The organism is Vibrio sp. 10N.261.55.A10, from assembly GCF_041470825.1.
Classification (GTDB): Bacteria; Pseudomonadota; Gammaproteobacteria; order Enterobacterales; family Vibrionaceae; genus Vibrio; species Vibrio crassostreae_C.
The window spans coordinates 127,087-152,475 of the sequence record NZ_JBFRNC010000030.1 but is presented as its reverse complement, the minus strand read 5'-3'; the positions used below and the strand labels follow the sequence as shown (position 1 = coordinate 152,475).

The 25,389-nt window shown below is 45.4% G+C and carries 17 protein-coding genes; 9 read left to right on the top strand and 8 right to left on the bottom strand.

Translation table 11 applies throughout. The features are described from left to right. The first annotated feature begins 32 nt into the window (after positions 1–32). The 6 genes from AB4274_RS10415 to AB4274_RS10390 all read left to right on the top strand — a co-directional run bounded on the left by AB4274_RS10415 (position 33) and on the right by AB4274_RS10390 (position 9,703). The gene (locus AB4274_RS10415; protein WP_017059411.1) at positions 33–1,028 is read left to right on the top strand and encodes an ABC transporter ATP-binding protein; all 996 of its coding nucleotides are present in this window, start codon (positions 33–35) and stop codon (positions 1,026–1,028) included. Between the two features lie 98 nt (positions 1,029–1,126). Continuing rightward, entirely contained in the window at positions 1,127–2,848 is a 1,722-nt protein-coding gene (locus tag AB4274_RS10410; RefSeq protein WP_372111966.1) for a glycoside hydrolase family 9 protein, read from the top strand. A gap of 2 nt (positions 2,849–2,850) precedes the next feature. After that, positions 2,851–3,735 carry a BadF/BadG/BcrA/BcrD ATPase family protein gene (locus AB4274_RS10405; protein WP_372111964.1) on the top strand — a complete coding sequence of 295 codons (885 nt, stop codon included), beginning with the start codon at positions 2,851–2,853 and terminating at the stop codon, positions 3,733–3,735. A gap of 12 nt (positions 3,736–3,747) precedes the next feature. Further along, positions 3,748–5,682, top strand: a complete 1,935-nt coding sequence (locus AB4274_RS10400) for a beta-N-acetylhexosaminidase (protein ID WP_372111962.1) — start codon at positions 3,748–3,750, stop codon at positions 5,680–5,682. 128 nt (positions 5,683–5,810) lie between these two features. Next, positions 5,811–8,216, top strand: a complete 2,406-nt coding sequence (locus AB4274_RS10395) for a GH36-type glycosyl hydrolase domain-containing protein (protein WP_102428497.1) — start codon at positions 5,811–5,813, stop codon at positions 8,214–8,216. 74 nt (positions 8,217–8,290) lie between these two features. Further along, positions 8,291–9,703 carry a phosphoglucomutase/phosphomannomutase family protein gene (locus tag AB4274_RS10390; protein WP_372111960.1) on the top strand — a complete coding sequence of 471 codons (1,413 nt, stop codon included), beginning with the start codon at positions 8,291–8,293 and terminating at the stop codon, positions 9,701–9,703. 150 nt (positions 9,704–9,853) lie between these two features. Here the strand turns inward: AB4274_RS10390 and AB4274_RS10385 are convergent, their stop codons facing one another. From AB4274_RS10385 to AB4274_RS10360, 6 genes are all read right to left on the bottom strand, one after another. After that, entirely contained in the window at positions 9,854–10,882 is a 1,029-nt protein-coding gene (locus tag AB4274_RS10385; protein WP_065584918.1) for an ABC transporter ATP-binding protein, read from the bottom strand. Next, entirely contained in the window at positions 10,882–12,507 is a 1,626-nt protein-coding gene (locus AB4274_RS10380) for an ABC transporter permease (protein ID WP_372111958.1), read from the bottom strand. The genes AB4274_RS10385 and AB4274_RS10380 overlap by 1 nt, the downstream gene beginning before the upstream one ends. 244 nt (positions 12,508–12,751) lie before the next feature. After that, positions 12,752–13,765, bottom strand: coding sequence for a Fe(3+) ABC transporter substrate-binding protein (locus AB4274_RS10375; RefSeq protein ID WP_017068889.1), 1,014 nt, complete (start codon positions 13,763–13,765; stop codon positions 12,752–12,754). Positions 13,766–14,060: 295 nt separating this feature from the next. Next, positions 14,061–15,290 (bottom strand): ammonium transporter, encoded by a 1,230-nt coding sequence (locus tag AB4274_RS10370; RefSeq protein ID WP_017059420.1) that lies wholly within the window; start codon positions 15,288–15,290, stop codon positions 14,061–14,063. Positions 15,291–15,317: 27 nt separating this feature from the next. Next, on the bottom strand, positions 15,318–15,656 hold the full coding sequence (gene glnK, locus AB4274_RS10365; RefSeq protein ID WP_004738200.1) for a P-II family nitrogen regulator: 339 nt from the start codon (positions 15,654–15,656) through the stop codon (positions 15,318–15,320). Positions 15,657–15,894: 238 nt separating this feature from the next. Then, complete coding sequence (locus AB4274_RS10360; RefSeq protein WP_019824378.1) at positions 15,895–16,263, bottom strand: YacL family protein; 369 nt, start codon at positions 16,261–16,263, stop codon at positions 15,895–15,897. Positions 16,264–16,394: 131 nt separating this feature from the next. Here AB4274_RS10360 and AB4274_RS10355 point away from each other — a divergent pair, with 131 nt between their 5' ends. The 3 genes from AB4274_RS10355 (at position 16,395) to AB4274_RS10345 (ending at position 20,092) form a co-directional block, all read left to right on the top strand. Then, on the top strand, positions 16,395–17,549 hold the full coding sequence (locus tag AB4274_RS10355; RefSeq protein WP_017066809.1) for a sugar diacid recognition domain-containing protein: 1,155 nt from the start codon (positions 16,395–16,397) through the stop codon (positions 17,547–17,549). Positions 17,550–17,676: 127 nt separating this feature from the next. Continuing rightward, positions 17,677–18,942, top strand: coding sequence for a GntP family permease (locus tag AB4274_RS10350; protein WP_017059423.1), 1,266 nt, complete (start codon positions 17,677–17,679; stop codon positions 18,940–18,942). Between the two features lie 16 nt (positions 18,943–18,958). Beyond that, a complete protein-coding gene (locus tag AB4274_RS10345; protein WP_017059424.1) occupies positions 18,959–20,092 on the top strand; it encodes a glycerate kinase in 1,134 nt (377 codons plus the stop codon). 101 nt (positions 20,093–20,193) lie between these two features. On the opposite strand, the gene acnB is transcribed toward AB4274_RS10345, so the two are convergent. Together acnB and AB4274_RS10335 are read right to left on the bottom strand one after the other, a co-directional pair. After that, positions 20,194–22,782: a bifunctional aconitate hydratase 2/2-methylisocitrate dehydratase gene (gene acnB, locus AB4274_RS10340; RefSeq protein WP_017072021.1), complete on the bottom strand. Its 2,589-nt coding sequence runs from the start codon at positions 22,780–22,782 to the stop codon at positions 20,194–20,196. 272 nt (positions 22,783–23,054) lie between these two features. Next, positions 23,055–25,388, bottom strand: coding sequence for a patatin-like phospholipase family protein (locus tag AB4274_RS10335; RefSeq protein WP_372111956.1), 2,334 nt, complete (start codon positions 25,386–25,388; stop codon positions 23,055–23,057). Position 25,389 lies beyond the last annotated feature (1 nt).

The window sequence follows — 25,389 nt, the reverse complement described above, 5'->3', positions numbered from 1 at the left end:
AAGCAAAGCGAATAAGGATTCTGGAGACAATTATGAGCAAAGATTTCGGTCAATTATTGGTAGAAGGCAAGAATGTCGTAAAAGACTTCCCAATAAGCAGTACCACCATTCAAACCCCAATGATGCGTGCGATTAACGACGTGTCATTCAAGATGTACAAAAGCCGTGGCCTAGCAGTGGTTGGTGAGTCTGGTTCAGGCAAATCAACAACCGCAAAAATGATCGCAAAAATGTACGCACCTTCAGGCGGCACGATCGAATACAAAGGTCGTGATATCCAAGAGATCTCAAGCAGAAAAGATCTTATGCACTACCGTGAAGGCGTGCAGATGGTATGGCAAGACCCGTTTGGTTCATTGAACCCAACGCACAATATCTTCCACCACATTGCTCGACCACTGTTGATCCACAAGAAAGTATCTCCGGGCAACAAGAAAGAGCTAGAAGAACGCGTTTACGATCTTTTAGAGCAAGTAGGTCTCATTCCGCCAAAAGAGACGGCGAAGAAATACCCTCACCAACTGTCTGGTGGTCAGCGTCAACGTGTCAACCTAGCCCGCAACATCGCGGTAGGTGCCGAAGTTGTACTAGCTGATGAGCCAACTTCAATGCTTGATGTATCGATTCGTGCCGGTGTTTTGAACCTGATGGAAGAGATGAAGTTCGAGAAGCAAATGTCTCTGCTTTACATCACTCACGATATCGCAACCGCTCGTTACATCGCTGAAGACCTTTCGGTGATGTACGTGGGACACATGGTGGAATGGGGCGATACCGATGACGTGATTGCTAACCCTCAGCACCCATACACCCAATTGCTTGTTTCGGCCGTTCCAGATCCTAAGAAGTCGATCCACGAGCAACTTGCAGGCAACAAAGGTGAGATTCCTCTGTGGACACCAGTATCAGCAGGCTGCCCATTTGCAGGCCGATGTACTCACGCAATGGATAAGTGCAAAGAGCAGCTACCAGGGGTTACGCAGCTCGCTGATAACCACTTTGTGCGCTGTTACCTACACGAAAGCTAAGCAATAAAACCCAAGTTAGGGTCTTCGGACCCTAACTATTTATATCCAAAACATTCAAGTACCTAGCCAATAGAAACTAGGACTGTCGGAGAATATTGATGCTGTTATTGACCAACCATATTGGCTATGAGCCCACAGGCCCGAAGCAAGCTATCCTACAAACTAAGAAAGCTCGCCTATCAAGCACTACGGCTCTACTCGTCTGTGCTGACAACCATATGACTGTCGGAAATTTTGATGTGGTTAAACAAGGCCGCGTAGCAAATTGGCATCAAGGGCAATTCTTCACTATTGATTTCAGTTCAGTCACTGAATCTGGTCGCTACTACCTACGTTTTGACAACCTGCGTTCAGAAGTATTTGAGATTGGTAGCAACCTATTAATGAACCACACGTTTTCTGATGTGCTTCATTACTTTAAGTCACAACGCTGTGGCGGGATTTTCGACAAAAAAGATCGACAAGCACAAATTCTAGGTACCGACCGATACGTCGATGTCCACGGTGGATGGTATGACGCATCAGGTGATGTCAGTAAGTATTTTAGCCACCTGTCTTATGGTAACTACCTAAACCCACAACAAATTCCGATGGTCGTTTGGAACATGCTAAAAAGCGTACGCTTGACTGGCCATAACCCAGACTTCCCGAAATTCTCCATGACTCGTCTAACGGAAGAGGCTCTGTTCGGTGCCGACTTCTTAGTGCGTATGCAAGACGCTGACGGATACTTCTATATGACGGTATTCGACAAATGGAGCAAAGATATCAACCAACGCGATATCTGCGCTTATGCGACTCAAGAAGGTCATAAATCAACGGACTTACAAGCGGGCTACCGACAAGGTGCAGGTGTTGCTATCGCAGCATTAGCCGCAGCTTCTGAGCTTGAAATCTCTGGCAGCTACTCGAGCCACACATACCTTGAAACGGCTGTTAAGGGTTACTGGCATCTAAAAGAGTACAACCTCCAGTATCTAAACGATGGTGAAGAGAACATCATCGATGAGTATTGCGCCCTACTCGCAGCCAATGAGCTGTATCGCGTAACACAAGACCAGCAATACCAATCAGAAGCAAGAACTTGGGCGACTCGTTTAATCTCTCGTCAGCAATCCGATGATTCATTTGAGCACTTCTGGTCGGCAAACTCTGATGGCTCTCGTCCATACTTTCACGCAGCTGAAGCCGGTCTTCCTGTGATTGCACTATGTGAATACATCGACAATGAAACCGATGCTGAATTAAAAGAACAGGCGCGCACAGTTGTTGAACAAGCTTGTCAGTTCGAAATCAACATCACCGACAAAGTCACCAACCCATTTGGCTATCCAAGACAATACGTTAAATCTGTCGATGGTGATAAACGTGATGCCTTCTTCGTCGCTCAACAGAACGAAACCGGTTACTGGTGGCAAGGCGAGAACGCACGCCTTGGCTCACTCGCAACCATGGCTTACCTAGTTCAACCGCACATTAAAGATAGCGAACTTCAAGAGCGCTTAATCCAGCTTTCACAAAATAGCCTTGATTGGATCTTGGGCCTCAACCCATACCACATGTGCATGCTCGATGGTCATGGCCATAACAACCCAGACTACCTACCTCAGCTTGGGTTCTTCAATGCGAAAGGCGGTATCTGTAATGGCATCACAGCTGGTTTTGAAGATGAACAAGACATTGCGTTCAATCCACCAGCACAAAAAGATGACATGCTTCAAAACTGGCGCTGGGGTGAGCAATGGATCCCTCATGGTGCGTGGTTCTTATTAGCAACCGCTGCACAGTTCAACTTCTTAGCTCAGCGTAAGGAGCAATAATAATGACTCTTTACTACGTCGGTATTGATGGTGGTGGTACTTCTTGTCGTGCTCGTATTCGTGACGCTCAAGGCAAACTGATTGGTGAAGCGAAAAGTGGCAGTGGCAACATCCTTTTGGGTGTTGATGTTGCGATGAGCTCAATTATTGATGCCATCACAAAAGCGGCACAACAAGGGCAACTCAACTCAGACCATTTTTCAAATATGCATGTTGGCCTAGCGCTGGCTGGCGCTGAGCAAAAATCAGCATGGTTCGACTTCATGGCTCAACCACACCCTTTCGCAAGCATGACACTAAATACCGACGCTTATGGCGCTTGCATTGGTGCTCACAATGGCCAAGACGGCGCAATCATGATCGGTGGTACGGGTTCTTGCGGTATCTTCCTAAAAGACGGTGAGCAATATGTGGTTGGCGGTCGTGAATTTCCGATTTCAGATCAAGGCGGCGGCGCAGTCATGGGCTTACGTTTGATTCAACAAGTCTTGCTTGCAGAAGACGGTATTCGCAACAAAACCCCGCTGACTCTACATGTGATGAATCACTTTAATAATGATGTGGATGCCATTGTCGAATGGTCAAAAGGTGCTATTCCAAAGGATTACGGTCAATTCTCACCAGTTATTTTTCAACTCGCTAACGAAGGTGACGAACTGGCTATCGATATGCTCAAGCAAACCGCGGCTGATATCGAAATGTTTGTCTTAGCACTGCATCGAAATGGCGCTGACAAGGTGTGCTTAATGGGAAGTATCGCTGAGCGTATTCTCAACTGGCTATCACCACCAGTACAACAATGGATCGTTAAACCTCAATTCGACGCTATTGAAGGCGCATTGATGTTTGCCGGAAAACCACAACACAACTTGTATCAACAGGCTTAGCAGGGAAGTTATATGAATTATCGCATCGACTTAGCTGTTCTTTCTGAACAAAAAAATAACTGCCGATTTGGCCTTACGGTACATAACTTAAGTGACCTCGACGTAAAAGATTGGTCTCTGCACTTTGCATTTGATCGATTCATCCTTCCAGAAAGTTTATCGCAAGGTGAACTGACTCAAGTTGGAAGCTTTTGTTCGTTCAAACCAAGTTCGTCAGTGTTAAAGGCGAACAACCATTACTACCTTGAATTCAGCATTCAAAGCGCCCCATTCCGTTTTTATTCTGACGGTCTAAACGATGCCTTTATCCAAACGCATCACCAAGGCGAAACCTCGGTGCTGCCAGTCGCGATATCACCTATTGTTCTGGCGTCACCATACCGTGAACGCAATCAGATACCTGAAGTGAACGCTGCTGAGGTGGCATTAATTCCTCAGCCGAATCAGTTCGAACTTAAGCAAGGTAGCTTCGCGTTAAATAGTAAATGCAAAATTGAGGTTCAATCTCACCTTGCAGAGAAGGCCAGCGCTTGGTTACAACAAGAGTTACTGATTACGTTCGAGCTAGCGATTTCAACAGAACTCTCACCAGAAGCGAGCGGAGACATTCTACTTCGTAGCAACCCAACTTTAGATGAAGCCGAATACAAACTGACCATCACAACTCAACAAGTGGTCGTAGAATCAGGCAGTCAATCAGGCTTCACTCATGCAGTAGCTAGCTTAATACAATTAGTTCAACAACAAAATGCTGAACGCTTCTCTGTGCCATGTTGCAAAATCGCCGACCAACCTCGTTTCAAATACCGCGGCATGATGTTGGACTGTGCACGTCACTTCCACTCGGTGGAGCAAGTGAAACGTTTAATCAACCAGTTGGCGCACTACAAATTCAACGTTTTTCATTGGCACCTAACCGATGATGAAGGTTGGAGGATCGAGATAAAGAGCCTACCTCAACTCACTGAAATCGGTGCTTGGCGAGGTCCTGACCATGCATTAGAGCCACAATATACCCATATTGCTGAAAACTACGGCGGCTTCTACACCCAGCAACAGATTCGCGAAGTGATTGAATACGCAGAACAACGCAGCATCACGGTTATCCCTGAGATCGATATCCCGGGACACTGCCGTGCAGCAATCAAATCACTGCCTGATATGTTGGTAGAGCAAGCAGACACTACTCAATACAAGAGCATTCAGCACTACAACGACAATGTGTTAAATCCAGGTTTACCGGGCACTTACCAGTTCTTAGATGCGGTTATTGAAGAAGTCGCAGAGCTATTCCCTAGCGAATTGATTCACATGGGCGCAGACGAAGTACCACCGGGCGTATGGACTAACAGCCCTGCAGCTCAAGCGCTGATGAAAGAACATCAATACCAAGACAGCAAAGATTTGCAAGGTCACCTATTCCGCTATGCCGAGAATAAGCTTAAGCAACTCGGCAAACGCATGGTCGGCTGGGAAGAAGCACAGCACGGCGACAAAGTGAGTAAAGAGACCATCATCTACTCATGGCTCAGTGAAGAAGCGGCTGTCAATTGCGCTCGCCAAGGCTTTGATGTGGTGTTGCAACCTGCACAGTTTACCTATCTCGACATGACCCAAGATTATGCACCGCAAGAACCGGGCGTAGATTGGGCTGCCGTCATCCCATTAGAACAAGCTTATACCTACGAAGCGCTTGCTGAGATATCCGACACCGACCCAATTCGTAAGCGGATCCGCGGAATTCAGTGTGCTCTATGGTGTGAGATCGTCACCAACCAAAAGCGTATGGATTACATGGTATTTCCAAGAATTAGCGCTTTAGCTGAAGGATGTTGGACACATAAAAACAACCGAAACTGGCTAGATTACCTGTCTCGCCTAAAGGGTCACTTGCCGCTACTCGACAGACTCAATGTTGACTATCGCAACCCTTGGAAAGCTCAATAAAACAAAACCAAAGCAACACTCACATCGAGCGCTTGCTAACTCAAATTAAGGTGCTCAGTCAGATACGACTCAGCATCACTATTTAAAAATTAGCTGCATAGATGCAGTTTGTTAAAAAGGAAATGACAATGAAATACGGCTATTTCGATAACGACAATCGCGAATACGTCATCACTCGCCCTGATGTACCAGCACCTTGGACCAACTACCTAGGTACTGAAAAGTTTTGTACCGTGATTTCACACAATGCAGGCGGTTACTCGTTCTACAATTCTCCGGAATACAACCGTGTTACTAAGTTCCGTCCAAACGGCACATTTGACCGTCCAGGACACTATGTTTACCTACGTGATGATGAGACAGGTGATTACTGGTCTATCTCTTGGCAGCCAGTGGCAAAGAGCCTCGATGAAGCGAACTACGAAGTTCGTCACGGCCTGTCATACTCAAAGTTCAAATGTGAGTACAGCGGTATTACCGCAACGAAGACGCTATTCGTACCTAAAGGTGAAGATGCAGAAGTTTGGGACATTGTACTAAAGAACAACACTGATAAGCCACGTACTATCAGCACTTTCTCGTTTGTTGAGTTCTCTTTCAGTCATATTCAATCGGATAACCAAAACCATCAGATGTCTTTGTACTCTGCGGGCACGTCTTACCAAGAAGGTGTTCTGGAATACGATCTGTACTACAACACTAACGACTTTGAAGGCTTCTACTACCTAGCTTCAACTTTCTCGCCAGACAGCTACGATGGCCAGCGTGACAACTTCCTTGGCATGTATCGTGATGAAGCGAACCCAATTGCAGTTGAAAACGGTAAATGTTCTAACAGCGCTCAAACCTGTTACAACCACTGTGGTTCTCTGCATAAACAATTCACGATTCAACCAGGTGAAGAAGTTCGCTTTGCGTACGTACTAGGTATCGGTAAAGGGAACGGCGAGCGCCTACGTGAGAAGTACCAAGACACAGCAAACGTAGACGCCGCTTTCCAAGGCATCAAAGATCACTGGGACGAGCGTTGCAACAAATTCCAAGTTAAGTCTCCGAACGAAGGCTTAGACACCATGATCAACACGTGGACGCTATACCAAGCCGAAACCTGTGTGGTTTGGTCGCGCTTTGCATCATTCATCGAAGTTGGTGGCCGTACAGGCCTTGGTTACCGTGATACTGCGCAAGATGCTATCTCAGTACCTCATGCCAACCCACAAATGACCAAGAAGCGTATTATCGACCTGCTTCGCGGCCAAGTGAAAGCGGGCTACGGTCTTCACTTGTTCGATCCTGACTGGTTCGATCCAGAGAAAGCCGACGTTGAGCCATCAAAATCACCAACGGTTGTTCCAACACCGTCAGATGACGACAAGATCCACGGCATTGAAGACACCTGTTCTGATGATCACCTATGGATCGTACCAACCATCATCAAATACGTAATGGAAACTGGCGAGCACGACTTCTTTGACGAAGTGATTCCTTACGCAGACGGTGGTGAAGCAACGGTTTACGAACACATGAAAGCGGCACTGAACTTCTCTGCAGAATACGTTGGTCAAACGGGGATCTGTAAGGGTCTTCGCGCAGACTGGAATGACTGCTTGAACCTTGGTGGTGGTGAGTCATCAATGGTTTCGTTCCTTCACTTCTGGGCGCTACAAGAATTCTTAGACCTTGCTAAGTTCCGCAATAACGATGCTGATGTTGCTAAATACACAGAAATGGCAGCGAACGTACGTGAAGCGTGTGAAACACACCTTTGGGATGACGAAGGCGGTTGGTACATCCGTGGTCTAACCAAAAATGGTGACAAGATCGGTACTGCTCAACAAGCTGAAGGTCGTGTACACCTTGAGTCAAACACACTCGCAGTTCTGTCTGGTGCGGTTTCTCAAGAGCGTGGTGAAAAAGCGATGGATGCAGTGGATGAGAACCTATTCTCTGAATACGGCCTACACCTAAACTCTCCATCATTCGCAACACCAAACGATGACATCGGCTTCGTAACTCGCGTTTACCAAGGCGTAAAAGAGAACGGCGCAATCTTCTCTCACCCTAACCCATGGGCTTGGGTAGCAGAAGCGAAGCTAGGCCGTGGTGACCGTGCGATGAAATTCTACGACGCACTAAACCCGTACAACCAAAACGACATGATTGAAACGCGCTACGCAGAACCATACTCGTACGTGCAGTTCATCATGGGTAAAGATCACCAAGACCATGGGCGTGCAAACCACCCTTGGTTAACGGGTACTTCTGGTTGGGCTTACTTCGCGGTAACTAACTTCATTCTTGGTGTTCGTACCGGCTTTGAAGGCCTAACGGTTGATCCATGTATCCCGACTGATTGGCCAGAGTTCGAGGTTACTCGCCAATGGCGTGGCGCAACTTACAACATCACGGTGCAAAACCCGAATGCAGTAAGCAAAGGCGTTGCTTCTATCACTATCAATGGTGAGTCAGTTGAAGGTGCAATCCCAGTACAAGCAGAAGGCAGCGTGAACGACGTTGTCGTTGTTCTAGGCTAGTCACTCAATTTAACGAACAGCTCTTGTCTCAAGTCTTTACAGGCTTGAGACAATGAGACTAAAAGGATTTTCTAATGATTAAATTTGGTACAGGTGGCTGGCGCGCTTTCATTGGTGAAGAGTTCACCAGAGAGAACGTTCGCTTAGTAGCGCAAGCGCTCGCTAACATCATTAACAACGAAGATGCAGCCAAGAATGGTTTTGTGATCGGTTATGACCGTCGTTTCCTTTCAGATAAAGCGGCATGCTGGTTTGCAGAAGTACTTGCAGCGAATAACATCAAAGTAAGCTTCATTGATAAATTCGTTCCAACACCTATCGTGATGTTCCAAGCAAAAGAGATGGGGTGTACCTACTCAGCGTGTATTACCGCTTCTCACAACCCAGCAGACTACAACGGTATCAAGGTGTTCATTGAAGGTGGTCGTGATGCTGACGAGATCATCACCGAGAAGATCGAACAGCAAATCGCAACCCTAACTAACGAAGACGTTATCCGTGTCGATTTCGAACAAGCGTTAAATGACAAAGAGATCGAGATCATCAATCCGATGAACGACTTTGTGGATTCGATCATCAACTTTATTGATATCGATTCGATCAAGAAAGCCAACCTACGCGTACTGATTGATCCTATGTTTGGTGTAGCAAAAAATGCTCTACAAACGGTTCTGATCAACGGTCGCTGTGATGTCGACGTAATCAACGATGGTAAAAACCCAGATTTTGGTGGCTTGATGCCATCGCCAAATGCCGCAACGCTGTATCGCTTGAAGCACTTAGTTGCAGCAGAAGGCTATGACATTGGTATTGGTACTGATGGCGATGCTGACCGTTTGGGAATCATCGATGAGAAAGGTCACTTCATTCACCCTAACGAAGTGCTACTCCTACTTTACTACTACTTGCTGGAATACAAAGGCTGGAAGGGCTCTGTCGTTCGTAACATCGCAACCACACACCTACTGGATAAAGTGGCGGCAGATCATGGTGAGAAGAGCTTTGAGGTTCCTGTAGGCTTTAAGCATATCAGCTCACAAATGGAGGCCGATGACTCTCTGATTGGTGGCGAAAGTTCAGGTGGTTTAACCATTCGTGGTCACATCAAAGGTAAGGATGGCGTATTTGCTTCAAGCTTACTGGTTGAGATGATCAGTGTGACAGGCAAGAAGCTGTCTGAATTACTTGATGAGATTTACTCTAAATATGGCTATGCCTACACCGCAGAAGGCGATTATAAGTTTAAACCTTCAGAGAAAGAAGCGCTCTACACTAAGATCTACGTCGAGAAGCAACTGCCTGAATTTGAATACGAAATTGAAAGAGTCAGCTATGAAGATGGTGCCAAGGTGTACTTCAAGAATGGCGGCTGGGTCATTGCTCGCTTCTCAGGAACAGAGCCGTTACTACGAATCTTCGCAGAAATGGAAGATAAAGACACTGCAGAACGTGTTCTTCAAAAAGTGAAAGACTTCCTCTCTCTATAGGCTTATAGAGTGCAGCAGTTTTGTATGGGACTTAACAAATCACTGCCTTGTTAAAGCCTATAAGTGAAGAACTCTTGCCCAGTACTTTGATTAAAGTGCTGGGCTTTTTTATCGCGATTCTTGTAACGATTAGTATCGCGTTATATCTCTTTAAAAAGCCAATACGCCTTTGGTATCGACTTTTACGTTGACCGGCATACCCACTTCAAGTGCTTCTGACGAGGTTGCTAATAACTTCTGACCATGCGCTTCGATTACATAACGACAGTGATCACCCATAAATTGCTGTTCTAGCACCGAAATAGCACTATCTTGCTCGTAACTTGCTTGGATATGCTGGGGCCTTAGCAGAAGCTCACATGTATTGCCGAACTCAATCTCCGTTTGCGGTTTGGCTTCAACCATACCCAAACTGGTTTCAAATTCATGCTCCGAAATACGCTGTGCATTGAGGTAGCTACCGCCACCCAAAAAGTCTGCAACAAACTTACTTGAAGGATGGAAATACAACTCAGATGCCGAACCATACTGCTCAATCACACCATGGTTCATTACTGCCATTTTATCTGCAAATGCGAACGCTTCTTCACGGCTGTGAGTTACGAAGATAGCTGTAACACCCTGCTTCTTAAAAATCTTGCGAATCTGAGAAATCAGCTCATGACGAACCTGAGTATCGATGTTTGAGAATGGTTCATCTAACAGTAGCAAGTCTGGCTTGTACGCCAAAGAACGAGCAATAGCGACACGCTGCTGTTGACCACCTGAAAGTTGATGTGGGTAGCGGTCACCGAACTCACCTAAGTGAACCAGCTCCAGCATCTCTTGAACTTTGTCTTTCTTTTGCTGCTCAGAAAGGTCTTTCAAGCCAAAGCCGACATTCTGGTTTACCGTCAGATGCGGAAACAGGGCGTAATCTTGGAAAATCATACCAATGTTACGCTGCTCTGGTGGCAACCAATTCTCGCCATCATCAATGGTTTGACAGTTCAAACTCATCACACCGCTACTTAATGGAAGTAAGCCTGCAATCGCCTTCAGTAAGGTCGTTTTACCGCAGCCACTCGCACCAAGAAGACAAACAATTTCACCATGCTCAACTTCTAACGAGAGCGCTTCCAAAATGGTTTGCGACTCATACTTACAAGTCAGATCTTTAATTGATAATGCACAACTCATTAGTTTTTCTGCTCCAAGGAACGGTTTACGATGATCAGAGGAATTAAACCCACCAACACCAATAATACAGCAGGCATCGCCGCCAATTCTAGGTGCTCATCTGAGGCATAGTTATAAACATAAGTCGCCAATGTCTCGAAGTTGAAAGGACGCAGCAGCAATGCCGCATTCAACTCTTTCATTGATTCGATAAACACCAGTAAGCCAGCGATCAATGCGCCACGTTTAATCAAAGGTAAATGAACACGACGCAACATCTGGTTGGTATTGCAGCCCATGGTTTTAGAAGCCATATCCAATGAAGGAGATACTTTACTCAAGCTACTTTCAATACTGCCAATCGCCACTGCAGAAAAACGCACCACCATTGCAAAGATAAGCGCAAACATGGAACCAGAGAAAATCAGCCCCGGACGTCCCCACTCCATCACTTTGGCAATATCATTGACTAAGTGATCCATGAACAACACAGGCACCATCACACCAATCGCCAACACAGTGCCTGGAACAGCATAGCCCATCGAAGCAATACGCATGTAAGCCTGATTTTTCTTACTCGGGCTGACACGTTGATTAAAGTTCACAATCATCGCAATGATAACGCCAATAATCGCCGCGATTACTGACACATAAAGACTGTTAACAGCATACTCTCTGAATTCAGGCGTCCAACTTTGTGCAAAGTATTTGTAGGCATAGATCATCAACTGACCCAGAGGGAATAAGAATGCAACGCACACTAATCCCCAGCACCAAAACAGTGCCAACCACTTCTTCCAACCGGATAGGTCGTAACGAAAGTCTTCACGACTGCTGAATTGATTCTGGAACAGTTTCTGTTTACGACGACTGTAGCGCTCTGAACTCAACAGCAAGATCACGATAACTAGCATAATTGCCGATATTTTCGCAGCAGCCGTTAAACTTGAATAACCTAACCAGGTATCGTAAACCGCTGTCGTTAAAGTGTTGACTGCAAAGTAACTCACGGTACCAAAATCACCGATAGTTTCCATCGCAACAAGCGATAGACCTACCGCCATTGATGGGCGAACAAGTGGCAACGAGATACGACGAAAGCTTTCCCAAGGTGAGCATTTTAGCAACCGAGCGGATTGCAGTAAGGAGACGTTTTGCTCCATAAATGCGGCGCGGCACAGCAAGTAAACATAAGGATAGAGAACGAGAGACAGAACAATAATAGCACCAGATAAGGTTCTAATATCCGGGAACCAATACTCACCGGGTCCCCACTCAGTAAGATCTCGCAGTAGAACTTGAACAGGCCCAGCAAAGTCGAACCAATCGGTGAATATATACCCAACAATATAGCCTGGCATTGCTAATGGCAGTACTAGCGCCCATTGCAAAACCCGCTCTCCCGGAACACGGCACATTGCCATAATCCAAGCAGACGGAATACCAAAAACCAAAGACAGGAATAAGGTTCCCATGACTAAAACCACCGTATTGTAAGCATAGGTGGGCATTACTGTGGACATCAGATGAGAAAATAGCTCATCTGTTTCTCCAACAGCCGTCGTAAAAATCGCTAAGATCGGTAAAACCAGTAATACAGCAATAATGCCGCTACTGGTGTTCCATAAATAATTCTTTTCTTTCATCGCCTAACTACAAAGAGGCTTAATGAAACACAAATGCATTTGCAAATACATCTCATGTCCTTTTAATGGTGGGGTTATTTATACCCATATACTGTAATGACTTCAAGGTGAGATGCTAATAACTCAAGGGATCGACGGCGAGCTTTGTATCAAAAAGTGATTTTCCAAAACAAACAACCCCAAGTGACCGAAAATGGCGACTTGAGGTTGTCATTTTACTTGGGCCGAAGCCTACAGTAATAAATTAAAGATCGAACTTAACTTCGTCTAATAGTTTAATTGCTGCTGCGTGGTGGTCAGCAATTTGGTCTAGAGAAATTGTATCTGCTTTGAATTCACCCCATGAAGCAACAAGCTCAGAAGGTTTAACATCAGCTTTCACTGGGTATTCGTAGTTCACTTCTGCATACATGCTTTGTGCTGTGTTACCCGATAGGAATTCCATTAGCTTAACGGCATTCTCTTCGTTTGGAGAGTATTTAGCCATTGCCATACCAGAGATATTCACGTGAGTACCCGTTGTCTCTTGGTTAGGGAAGTTAATGTAAACAGCGTCAGCCCAAGCTTTTTGCTCTTTATCGTTAACCATCTTGCCTAGGTAGTAGCTGTTACCAAGAGCAACATCACATAGGCCTTCTTTAATCGCTTTAACTTGTGCACGATCGTTACCTTGAGGCTTGCGTGCTAGGTTAGCTTTTACGCCTTCTAGCCACTCTTTCGTTTCAGCTTCACCTTTGTGAGCGATCATCGAAGATACTAGAGAAACATTGTATGGGTGCTTACCGCTACGCGTACAGATCTTACCTTTAAATTCAGGCTTAGTTAGATCTTCGTAAGTAAACTCCTCACCTAGACGACCAACACGGTCACGAGAAGAGTAAACGCTACGTGTACGTGTTGTTAGAGCGAACCACTCATTGTTTGTATCTTGGTATTGAGCAGGAATATTCTTTTCAAGAACTTCGCTTTCAACAGACTGAACTAAACCTTGTTTAGTTAGCTCAGATAGACGACTGATGTCTACAGTTAACACTACGTCTGCAGGGCTGTATTCGCCTTCTTGAGCTAACTTTTCTGCTAAACCTTTTTTAGCAAACTTAACGTTTACTTTAATGCCAGTCTCTTTTGTGAATTCCTTGAACATTGGTTCAACTAGGAAAGGTTGACGGTAAGAGTATACGTTTACTTCTTCCGCAGCCATTGCTGTCGGGGCAATTACACCACACGCTAGAGCTGAAAGTGTTAGCAGTTTCTTCATTGTAAAATCCTTTATATCGAAATGATAATGTCTATCAGTTGCGTTATTATATTCATCATTAACATAATTACAATGACGACCAACAAAAAATCCGTCTACTCAGACCATTCAAACTCTCACTTTTGTAACAAACCATTTCAACTTTGTGTCTTGTCGTTCCTCTTAAACAATGAGCCTAACTTCAACGTTCGTGTTTATATATTGTGCAACCGTAAATACAACAAAGCCCCGCAACAAGAGTTGCGGGGCTTTCTTTGTCCAACCTAACCCATTCAGATTAGGCGACGACTGTTGATTATTTTACTGATACAAACTCAGGGTAAGCGCCGACACCACAATCGTGCATGTCCATACCTTCAAGTTCTTCATCTTCCGTTACTCGGATACCGATTGTTGCTTTAAGCACCGCCCATACTGCTAGGCTAGCACCGAATACCCATGCAAAGATGACTGCTGCACCCATTAGCTGAGCACCAAACGTTGCATCAGCGTTGCTTAGTGGCACAGCCATTAGACCGAAGAAACCACATACACCGTGTACAGAGATAGCACCTACTGGATCATCAATCTTAGCTTTGTCTAGAGCGATGATGCTGAATACAACCAATGCACCAGATACCGAACCAATCGCTACAGCAAATAGAGGTGATGGTGATAGAGGGTCTGCAGTGATTGCTACTAGGCCAGCTAACGCGCCGTTAAGAATCATTGTTAGGTCTGCTTTACCCCAAGTTGTTTTACATACTAGTAGTGCTGCAATTGCGCCTGCTGCTGCTGCTGCGTTGGTGTTAAGGAAGATTTGACCTACTGCTGTTGCGTTCTCAAAATCCGAAACCATCAGTTGAGAACCGCCGTTGAAACCGAACCAACCGAACCAAAGGATAAATGTACCTAGCGTTGCAAGTGGCATGTTTGAACCAGGAATCGGGTAGATTTCACCGTTCTTACCGTATTTACCTTTACGAGCACCGAGTAGTAGAACACCAGCTAACGCTGCTGCTGCACCAGCCATGTGTACGATACCTGAACCTGCGAAGTCACTGAAACCCGCTTCTGATAGGAAACCACCGCCCCAAGTCCAATAACCTTCAACAGGGTAAATGAACGCTGTTAGTACTACAGAGAAGATTAGGAATGACCAAAGCTTCATACGCTCAGCAACCGCACCAGATACTACAGACATTGCTGTTGCAACGAATACTACCTGGAAGAAGAAGTCTGATTCTAGAGAGTGGTCTGCGCCTTCACCTTGTGTACCAATTAGAGTACCAAATGATGGCAACCAACCGCCTTCACCGTTGTCGACATACATGATGTTGTAACCAACCACTAAGAAAGCAGTACAAGCAATTGCGTACAAACAGATGTTCTTAGTTAAAATTTCTGTGGTGTTCTTTGAACGAACTAGGCCAGCTTCTAACATCGCGAAGCCTGCTGCCATCCACATTACCAACGCACCTGAAATGAGGAAGAAAAAAGTGTCTAGTGCGTAACGTAGTTCCGTTACTGTTGTTGTAAGTTCCATATTAAAGTCTCCAGTCCTTGTAATTCTTTAAAGTGCTTCAGCATCCATTTCACCAGTACGAATTCGTACGGCTTGGCTTAGGTCATACACAAAAATTTTGCCGTCGCCGATTTTTCCGGTGTGTGCCGCTTGGCTAATCGCTTCAACAACTCGGTCAACATTCTCAGCTTGGGTAGCAATCTCTAGCTTCACCTTTGGTAGGAAATCCACTTGGTACTCTGCACCACGATACAATTCAGTATGTCCCTTCTGACGACCAAAGCCTTTCACTTCAGAAACAGTCATACCTTCAATACCCACATCAGAGAGCGCTTCGCGTACATCGTCTAATTTGAATGGCTTAACAATGGCATTTATTAATTTCATATTCGTTCCTTAAATTCTTACTTAATCCGTTAATTCTCTTATTACAATCCAAGTAGCGTGCCAAAAAGTTAAGTGCTTGATTTTAAATAAGATGAAGATAATAAGGTCGTAATAACGAAAAAGGCCGCACCAACATGGTGCAGCCTTTTCACTATCTTAATGCGCGATGCTCTTATTGCTCCAGTTTTGGGCAACGGAGCCTTCAAAGCTCTGAATGACTAACAAATAGGTCTTAGAACTAGTAACCTAAAAAATCCATCCAGCGTTCGATGAGCAGTTCGAAATCGTCGATTCCACAGCTTGCTTGGCTTTCACAGTTATAGAAGTCGAACTCACTGCCCTCTTCCATCTCTTGCTCATGCGCTAACACGTTTTCTTGAATCGTTACTTCGTCTTCATTAATCGCAAGGCTAATCTCTTTGCCAAGCAACGTCACTTCATTGCTCAAGTCCTGTCGAGATTGCTCAATCAACGCCATCACATGATCTAATTTTTGCTTATCTTTACCGATCTCTTCTTGAAGCCAACGGCCAACAATCTCATGGCCCATGCTGCATTTCACATAGTATTCACCCATTAGAGTGTTTCTAGTAAATTCAAACTCCATAACTCAACCTATACTGCATTAATACTCAAGCGATACTATTTCTGAGTATACCATTGTCTTGTCAGAAACGAGCGTATTGACGAATTTATCGTTACGATCCAACCTACACAGTCAATGAAGAGGAGGGCTCTATGCAGTTGAACGAAATGATTGCCAAACAAATTGTCGAACGAACCATGAAGATCATCCCACACTCGATTAATGTGATGGATAATAAAGGTCGCATTATTGGATCCAGTGATCCTACTCGCTTATACCAAAAACATGAAGGAGCGGTACTTGCCATCACCGAATCACGAGTCGTTAATATTGACGAAGCCACTGCCGAACACCTAAAAGGGGTTAAGCCTGGAGTTAATTTACCGATTCTATTTCAGGATAATGTCATTGGGGCGATTGGGGTTTCTGGGACACTGCAGCAAGTTCATCATTTTGGTGAGCTGGTGAAGATGACCGCTGAGCTTATTGTTGAACAAGCTGTACTTATGTCTCAAGTAGAATGGAATAAGAGGCATCGTGAAGAATTGGTATTGCAATTAATCCGAGGTAGCACGCTTAATGACATGCAACTGCAATCCATCGCACAGCGTCTGGATCTCGACCTTGCACAACCGCGGATTGCCGCCATCGTCAAGGTGTTACCGATAGGAGACACTGCGCCTTCATTGGAAAACTTACAGCAATTAGTACATTTACTTGAATATCCCGAGCGCGATAATTTAGTCGGTATCTTGTCTGTTTCACAAAACGAAGTGGTGGTACTCAAGCCTATAACCCTGATAGGGAACAGCTGGTCCAAGGATGCAGAAGCCAAGCGCGTGAAATTGCTACTCAAAAGAATAAAGAAAGAAGCTAAGTTTCAAATCAAGATTGCGCTTGGGGATTACTTTACCGGACTTTCTGGTTTAGCACGCTCATATGATACCGCTGAGCTCACTATGCGCAGTGTCGGTAACCGCCCCGGAGACATGTTTTTCTATCAAGACTATCGACTGCCGGCCATTATGAGTAGCCTGTTACAAGATCCATGGATTCGTGAGCAACTGGAGCAGTCTTACCTACATCTTCAACAACAGGACAGTAAAGGGATACTGATCAAAACTTTGAAGACATATTTAAAACAGAACTGTGATTCAGCTCTCACCTGTAACGAACTACATATCCATCGCAATACGCTACGCTATCGAACAGACAAGATAAACCAAATAACATCATTAAATATCAACAATATAGACGATCTATTTCAACTCTACATTGCAATAAATCTATTCCACTGGTCGAGCTAAAAAATGTGCAACTGCACAATTTAAAAGGACCGATTTGAGCACTTATTTGTAGAGAATGACAAAGACTTACCAACCCTATATCTTTATATTTGCCGAAAATGACACATCGTTATCTGGGAAATAGAACATGATTGAAGTTTCAACTCTTGGCGCACTTTCAGCATTGATTGTTGCTATCGCGCTCATTCTTAAAAAAGTGCCACCCACCTACGGCATGATCATCGGTGCTTTGGTTGGCGGCGTGGTTGGCGGCGTTTCTCTCACCGAAACCGTTGAGTTAATGATAGGTGGTGCCCAAGGGATCGTCACTTCAGTGATGCGAATTCTCGCCGCTGGTGTGTTGGCCGGCGTACTAATTGAATCAGGGGCGGCTACCTCGATTGCAGAATCCATCATCAAAAAAGTAGGCGAAACTCGCGCCTTACTTGCTCTTGCCATTGCGACCATGATTTTAACCGCTGTTGGCGTTTTCGTTGATGTGGCCGTTATCACGGTTTCTCCTATTGCACTGGCTATTGCTCGCCGCGCAGACCTTTCTAAAACCGCGATCCTTTTGGCGATGGTGGGCGGCGGTAAAGCAGGTAATGTCATGTCGCCTAACCCAAATGCCATTGCGGCGGCTGATGCGTTCAATGTTCCGTTAACCTCTGTGATGGCTGCAGGCGTGATTCCGGGTCTATTTGGGCTGCTTTTCGCCTACTTCTTGGCAAAGCGCCTCGTCAATAAAGGTTCAAAAGTAGCGGAAAGTGAAGTGGTCAAAGCGGATCAAAGTTCACTGCCAAGCTTTTCTTCTTCAATCGTTGCACCGTTAGTGGCTATTGCCCTACTCGCGCTGCGACCACTCGCTGATATCAATGTTGATCCTCTAATTGCATTACCCTTGGGTGGATTGCTGGGTGCACTGGCTATGGGTCGCTTCAAACAAGCCAATAGCTTTGCGGTTTCAGGCTTGTCACGTATGGCACCGGTTGCTGTAATGCTACTGGGCACAGGAACCATTGCAGGCATCATTGCTAACTCAGGACTAAAAGCTGATCTGATTGAAGTGCTGACGATGTCTGGGCTGCCTTCTTACTTACTTGCTCCGTTTTCTGGCGCACTGATGGCACTATCAACCGCATCGACAACTGCCGGAACAGTAGTGGCATCGAATGTATTTGCCAGCACCATTCTTGAGCTAGGTGTTCCAGCTCTCGCAGGCGCAGCAATGATCCACTCTGGTGCGACAGTACTTGACCATATGCCACATGGTAGCTTCTTCCATGCCACGGGTGGTGCGGTACATATGAGTATTCATGAACGTCTAAAACTCATCCCTTATGAGTCAGCGGTCGGTCTTGTTATCGCCTTCGTCTCAGTAATGATCTTCGGTGTATTTGGTCTGTTTGTTTAAGTTTAAAGGTATCAAAATGAAAATTGTAATTGCTCCTGACTCATATAAAGAAAGCCTATCAGCAATGGGCGTTGCTCAAGCGATTGAAGATGGCTTTAAACAGCTAATACCAAACGCCGAATACGTAAAATTACCAATGGCTGATGGTGGTGAAGGCACAGTACAATCTCTGGTGGATGCGACCAATGGCTCTATCATCCAACATCCAGTGATTGGTCCATTAGGTGAAATTGTCGAAGGCTTCTACGGTATGTTCGGTGACGGTAAAACTGCCATTATTGAAATGGCGGCCGCTTCCGGCCTAGATTTAGTCTCTCCAGAACAACGTAATCCACTAAAAACCACTACCTATGGTACGGGTGAGTTGATCAAAGCCGTATTAGATAAAGGTGTTGAGCATATTATTATTGGCATTGGTGGTAGTGCGACCAATGATGGTGGCTTAGGAATGGCTCAAGCGCTAGGCATTCGTATGCTAGATGCAGAGGGTCACGAGCTGGTGTTTGGTGGTGGTGAACTGTCAAAACTGACAACCATTGATCTCACCAACCTCGACCCACGCCTACAAAACGTACGCTTAGAGGTCGCTTGTGATGTCGATAATCCATTATGCGGACCAAAAGGGGCATCACAGGTATTCGGTCCGCAAAAAGGCGCAACACCAGAAATGGTTGAGCTGTTAGATGCTAACCTTGCTCATTATGCCAGTATCATGAAAAACCAGTTAGGCGTCGATGTCATTGATCTCCCTGGTGCTGGCGCGGCAGGCGGTCTAGGCGCGGCACTTGTTGGCCTGTTAAATGCGGAGCTTCGCCCTGGTATTAACATCGTAATGGACGCCGTCAATTTAGATGAAATAGTCTCAGATGCTGATCTTGTGATTACAGGAGAGGGGCGCATTGATAGCCAAACCATTCATGGCAAAACACCGATTGGTGTCGCTCGCACAGCCAAAAAACATAAACTGCCTGTCATCGGTATTGCCGGCTGTCTAGCCAGTGATTGTGGTGTGGTTCATGAGCATGGTATCGACGCGGTATTTGCGGTAGTGAACCGTTCAGTAGACTTGCCGACAGCTTTGGCTGAAGCGGCTGAAAATATTGAACTTACTGCTCGCAATGTTGCAGCAATGTATACGATTAAGCACTAATCGAGCTCTCTGTAAGCTAAAAGCAATTTTCGCTGTATGCTAAAAGCAATTAAGGCCGCTATTCACAGCGGCCTTAATTATATTTACAACAAAATCAGACGTTACGCAGGCTCTTGGAAGATAACCGTGTCTGCTTTTTCCGTGTACTGACCCATTTTATGGAAGTTCAGGTAACGGTATGTATCAGCAGCGGTTGCATTAATCTTCTCAGCGTACTCTAAGTACTCTTCTTTCGTTGGGATGCGACCTAGAATCGCGCCAACAGCAGAAAGCTCAGCAGAAGCCAGATAAACGTTCGCGCCATTACCTAAGCGGTTCGGGAAATTACGCGTTGACGTCGACATAACCGTCGAAGCATCAGCAACACGAGCTTGGTTACCCATACATAGTGAACAGCCAGGAGTTTCGATACGTACCCCAGCACGACCGAAGATGCCGTAGTAGCCTTCTTCTGTCAGTTGGTCTTTATCCATCTTCGTTGGCGGAGCCACCCATAGGCGAGTATTTAGCGAGCCGTTAAACTCTTCTAGCATCTTACCTGCAGCACGGAAGTGACCGATGTTCGTCATACAAGAACCGATGAACACTTCTTGAATCTCAGTACCTTGAACGTCCGAAAGAAGACGAGCATCATCTGGATCGTTTGGTGCACATAGGATTGGTTGATCGATGTCAGCAAGGTCAATCTCGATAACGTGCGCGTATTCCGCATCTGAATCAGCAGATAGCAACTCAGGGTTCTCTAGCCACTCTTCCATTGCTGTAATACGACGCTCAATCGTACGAACATCACCGTAACCTTCAGCGATCATCCACTTCAGCATCACGATGTTCGAGTTCAAGTACTCAGAGATAGACTCTTCAGAAAGCTTAACGGTACAACCTGCAGCAGAACGCTCAGCAGATGCATCAGAAAGCTCAAATGCTTGCTCAACAGATAAGTGCTCAACACCTTCAATTTCTAGTACACGACCAGAGAATTCGTTGATCTTACCGGCTTTCTCTACCGTTAGTAGGCCTTGCTTGATGCCGTAAAGAGGAATGGCATGTACTAGGTCACGTAGCGTGATACCCGGTTGCATTTCACCTTTAAAGCGAACCAAGATAGATTCAGGCATATCAAGAGGCATAACGCCTGTTGCTGCAGCAAATGCTACCAAGCCAGAACCCGCAGGGAATGAAATACCTAGAGGGAAACGAGTATGCGAGTCACCACCTGTACCTACAGTATCAGGAAGAAGCATACGGTTTAGCCATGAGTGGATAACGCCATCACCCGGACGAAGTGAAACACCCGCACGATTCATGATGAAATCAGGTAGCGTATGGTGAGTGTTTACATCGACTGGTTTAGGGTATGCCGATGTGTGACAGAAAGACTGCATTACAAGGTCTGCAGAGAAACCAAGACACGCCAGATCTTTAAGCTCATCACGAGTCATAGGACCGGTCGTATCTTGAGAACCGACTGTCGTCATTTTAGGTTCACAGTACTGACCAGCACGAACACCTTCAACGCCACATGCTTTACCAACCATCTTCTGAGCTAGCGTGTAGCCTTTATCAGATGCAGATGGATCGATTGGTTTAGCAAACAGATCCGTTTCAGCTAGACCTAGAGCGTCACGAGCACGACCCGTTAGACCACGACCGATGATCAGTGGAATACGGCCACCAGCACGCACTTCATCAAGAAGTACTTTGCTTAGCTCAAAGTTTGAAATCACAGAACCGTTCTTGTGAACAACACCTTCGTACGGGTAGATATCAATGATATCGCCCATGTTCATGTCTTGTACGTTCAGTTCAATGGGTAGTGCGCCTGAATCTTCCATTGTGTTGTAGAAGATTGGTGCAATTTTACCACCAAGACAAACACCGCCAGTACGCTTGTTTGGTACGAATGGGATATCTTCACCCATGAACCAAAGTACTGAGTTTGTTGCCGATTTACGTGAAGAACCTGTACCAACAACATCACCAACGTAAGCCAGTGGAATGCCATCTTTTTGCATTTCTTCAATTTGTTTGATTGGACCAACGCTACCCTGTTCATCAGGAGTAATGCCATCACGTTCCATCTTCAGCATCGCTTTCGCGTGTACTGGGATGTCAGGACGTGACCATGCATCAGGCGCTGGAGATAGGTCATCGGTGTTCGTTTCACCAGTGACTTTAAATACTTTTACTGTGATTTTTTCTGCTACTTTATCTTTCGCTGTAAACCATTCAGCATCAGCCCAAGATTGAAGTACTTGTTGTGCAGCAGCATTGCCAGCTTTCGCTTTCTCTTCTACGTCATAGAACGCATCGAACATCAGTAGAGTATGAGATAGCGCTTTAACAGCGATTGGAGCAAGCTCAGCATCGTCTAGTAGAGATACTAGAGATTCGATGTTGTAACCGCCTTGCATGGTACCAAGCAGTTCTGCAGCTTTTGCTTTGCTTACTAGTGGCGAAGCTACTTCACCTTTAGTGATAGCCGTAAGGAAGCCAGCTTTTACGTAAGCAGCTTCATCTACACCCGGTGGAATGCGATTTTCTAGTAGGTCAAGAATGATTTCTTCTTCACCTTGAGGTGGATTCTTCAGAAGTTCAACTAGGCCAGCTACCTGCTCAGCATCTAGTGGTTTTGGAACAACTCCTTCGGCAGCACGTTCTTCGACGTGTTTACGGTAGGCTTCAAGCACGACTTTTTTCCTCTCATTGCGGTTCACTTCTTCCCTTCATAATTGTTAGTAAAATAAAGAAGTGAACATCCTTGGAAACTTGGCTCTCCATTGCCATTTTTGTCATTCAATTTGTATTGATGAGCGGCGTCATAGAGGCCAAACTGTGGGCGGTAGAATAGCAAATTTAACGTTAAATTAAAATCTTATCATTTTGACCAACATAGCAAGTTAAGACGAAAGTCCCACTATTTTTGCCTAATTACGCACTTAAATGGCGACTCTGCGCATGATTATTTGTAGGACGTACCTACAATCAGATACACCGAATCGAAATTATCTTCAGTTCGGCCATAAGCTAAAATGATCGGCCCGATTGGAGAATCAACACCCGCGAAAACAGAACCCGCGGTGTACATTGGCGCTTCATCAATACTCAAATCATTGTTCGACCAAACACCACCATGCTCAATGGATGCGCCCACGTAGAATGGTGATTTAAAAAGGCCGAAGTCATTTTCAAACCACTTATAACGATAAATAAGGCTGGTGTAAGCCAAGTTCTGACCAATCATACTATTCCTTGGAATACCTGACAGGTTTAAGAAGCCACCAAGCTCTTTGGGATCAATAGGGAAAATCGAATTTTTGCTCTCTACAATACCGTAATCCAGCTTTGCGACTAAAGTATGCTTCTCAATACTCTTTGCTGCCATGAAATTGGCCGAAAACTCATAAACCGTATCACTCTCAGACGTTAAATCCGATTCACCAAGAGAGCTGTCATTATCAAAATCATCATGAGAAACGAGGTACTCTAAATCGACAAAGTAACCCTTGGTCGGTAAGCTGAAATTATCCAAAGTATCCAGTCGGTAACCCATGAAGCCACCAATACGCTTGTAGCCACCACTGCCCAATGAAGGTAACGAAGAAACCTCAACATCCCCATCTGTATAACGAACACCAAATGTCAGCTCCTGCCACAAGGTTGGTTGATAGCCTAATGCCAATTCACCGACATATTCACTATACGTCATAGGGAGATAATCTTTCGTTACGTCCAGTGTCGGTTCTTCAATATCATCAATATCTGCGGGTAGGTTTCTGTTCTCTTTGCTGTAAACAACCGATGCCGAAGTAAACAGCTTTTGACTCGAAAAGAATGGCGAGTAAAGTTCCGCTTCAATTCGCTTGTCCGTTCCCATCTCGATATTGGTTCTTAGCTCTGCACCATGCTTATTAATATCAGTAAAGTTGGCTGAGACACCGAGCGAGTATTGGCTTGTAGTAGAGAAATCATCTTCAAGAAAGAATCGAAAGTTGAGGTAGTTTGGCCCCCAAGATTTTTCGTTCACATCGACCAGCAGTTGCTCCTCGCCATCTACCGTGTCAAATTCATAAGTCACCAACTCGAATCTATCTAGCGCATAGAGGTCTTGTACTTTAGATTCAATTTCACTGGTCTTCAGAATCTCACCTGAATCAAGGTTTAAACGGTTTTCGATCAGCTTATCGGAATAGTGGGTATTGTTATTGATAACAACTCGGTCAACGACGGTCTTATCGCCGTGTTTTAGCTGTCTGCGCGCTTTTTGTTTGTCCTCGATATAATGCTGATAATCGGCATTTGAGAGCGATAGCTTAGAAAGTTCATCAGTATGCTGCTTAGCAGCTTCATAGCCCGCGAGGAAAGCCGATGGCATTTTATCAAATTCTGTCGTCTCCATTTCCCCAACATCTGGGCGCAGGAAGACATCATCGTCTGTTAAAGTTTCAGCTTGCTCTTGGGTGCTGCGTTGAACAAGATAATTAGAGAGTTGGTCAGCTGCGGCTAGAAAATTCGTGAAATCATCTTTGCCTTTGTAGTTGGTACTGATATCCACCGCAATGACGATGTCTGCACCCATCGCTCTGGCTACGTCGACGGGCATGTTATTGGTGACACCACCATCAACCAGCATTCGACCATCGAGGTCATAAGGGGGAAGCGCGCCGGGAACTGACATACTCGCCATCATGGCATCAACAAGGTGGCCATGATCGATGACCACCTCTTCAAGTTCGATAATGTCAGTTGCGACTGAACGGTATGGGATAGCAAGATGGTCGAAAGAATCGAATGAGGATAGATTACCCGTGGTCTCACGCAGAATACGCAACATATTCTGGCCTTGCACCACCCCTTTCCTTGCTTTGATTTCGCCCCAACCTAAGCCGAGATCGGTGTTCAGTTGGTAGCGGTCTTCATATTCTTTGTCACGTACGCGGCGATCACTACGGTTAACGCGATCACGATAACCGCGATTCCAATCAACCGTATAAATAAAGCTCTCGATCTCGTCTGCGCTCATCCCTGTCGCATAAAGACCACCAACGTATGAGCCCATACTGGTACCGGTAATGTAATCAACCGGGATTTGCATCTCTTCTAGAGCTTTAAGCACACCAATGTGAGCTGCACCTTTTGCCCCACCACCAGCAAGAACGACAGCAACGGTTGGCCTTTTATGAGCTTGTTCAGCCTGCTGAGATTGATCAATCTGTGTCGCGGTGGATGCAAACAGCTGAAAACTGATCACAGTACCGACAACACCTAAGCCACTCACTAACCAACGATAAATCATT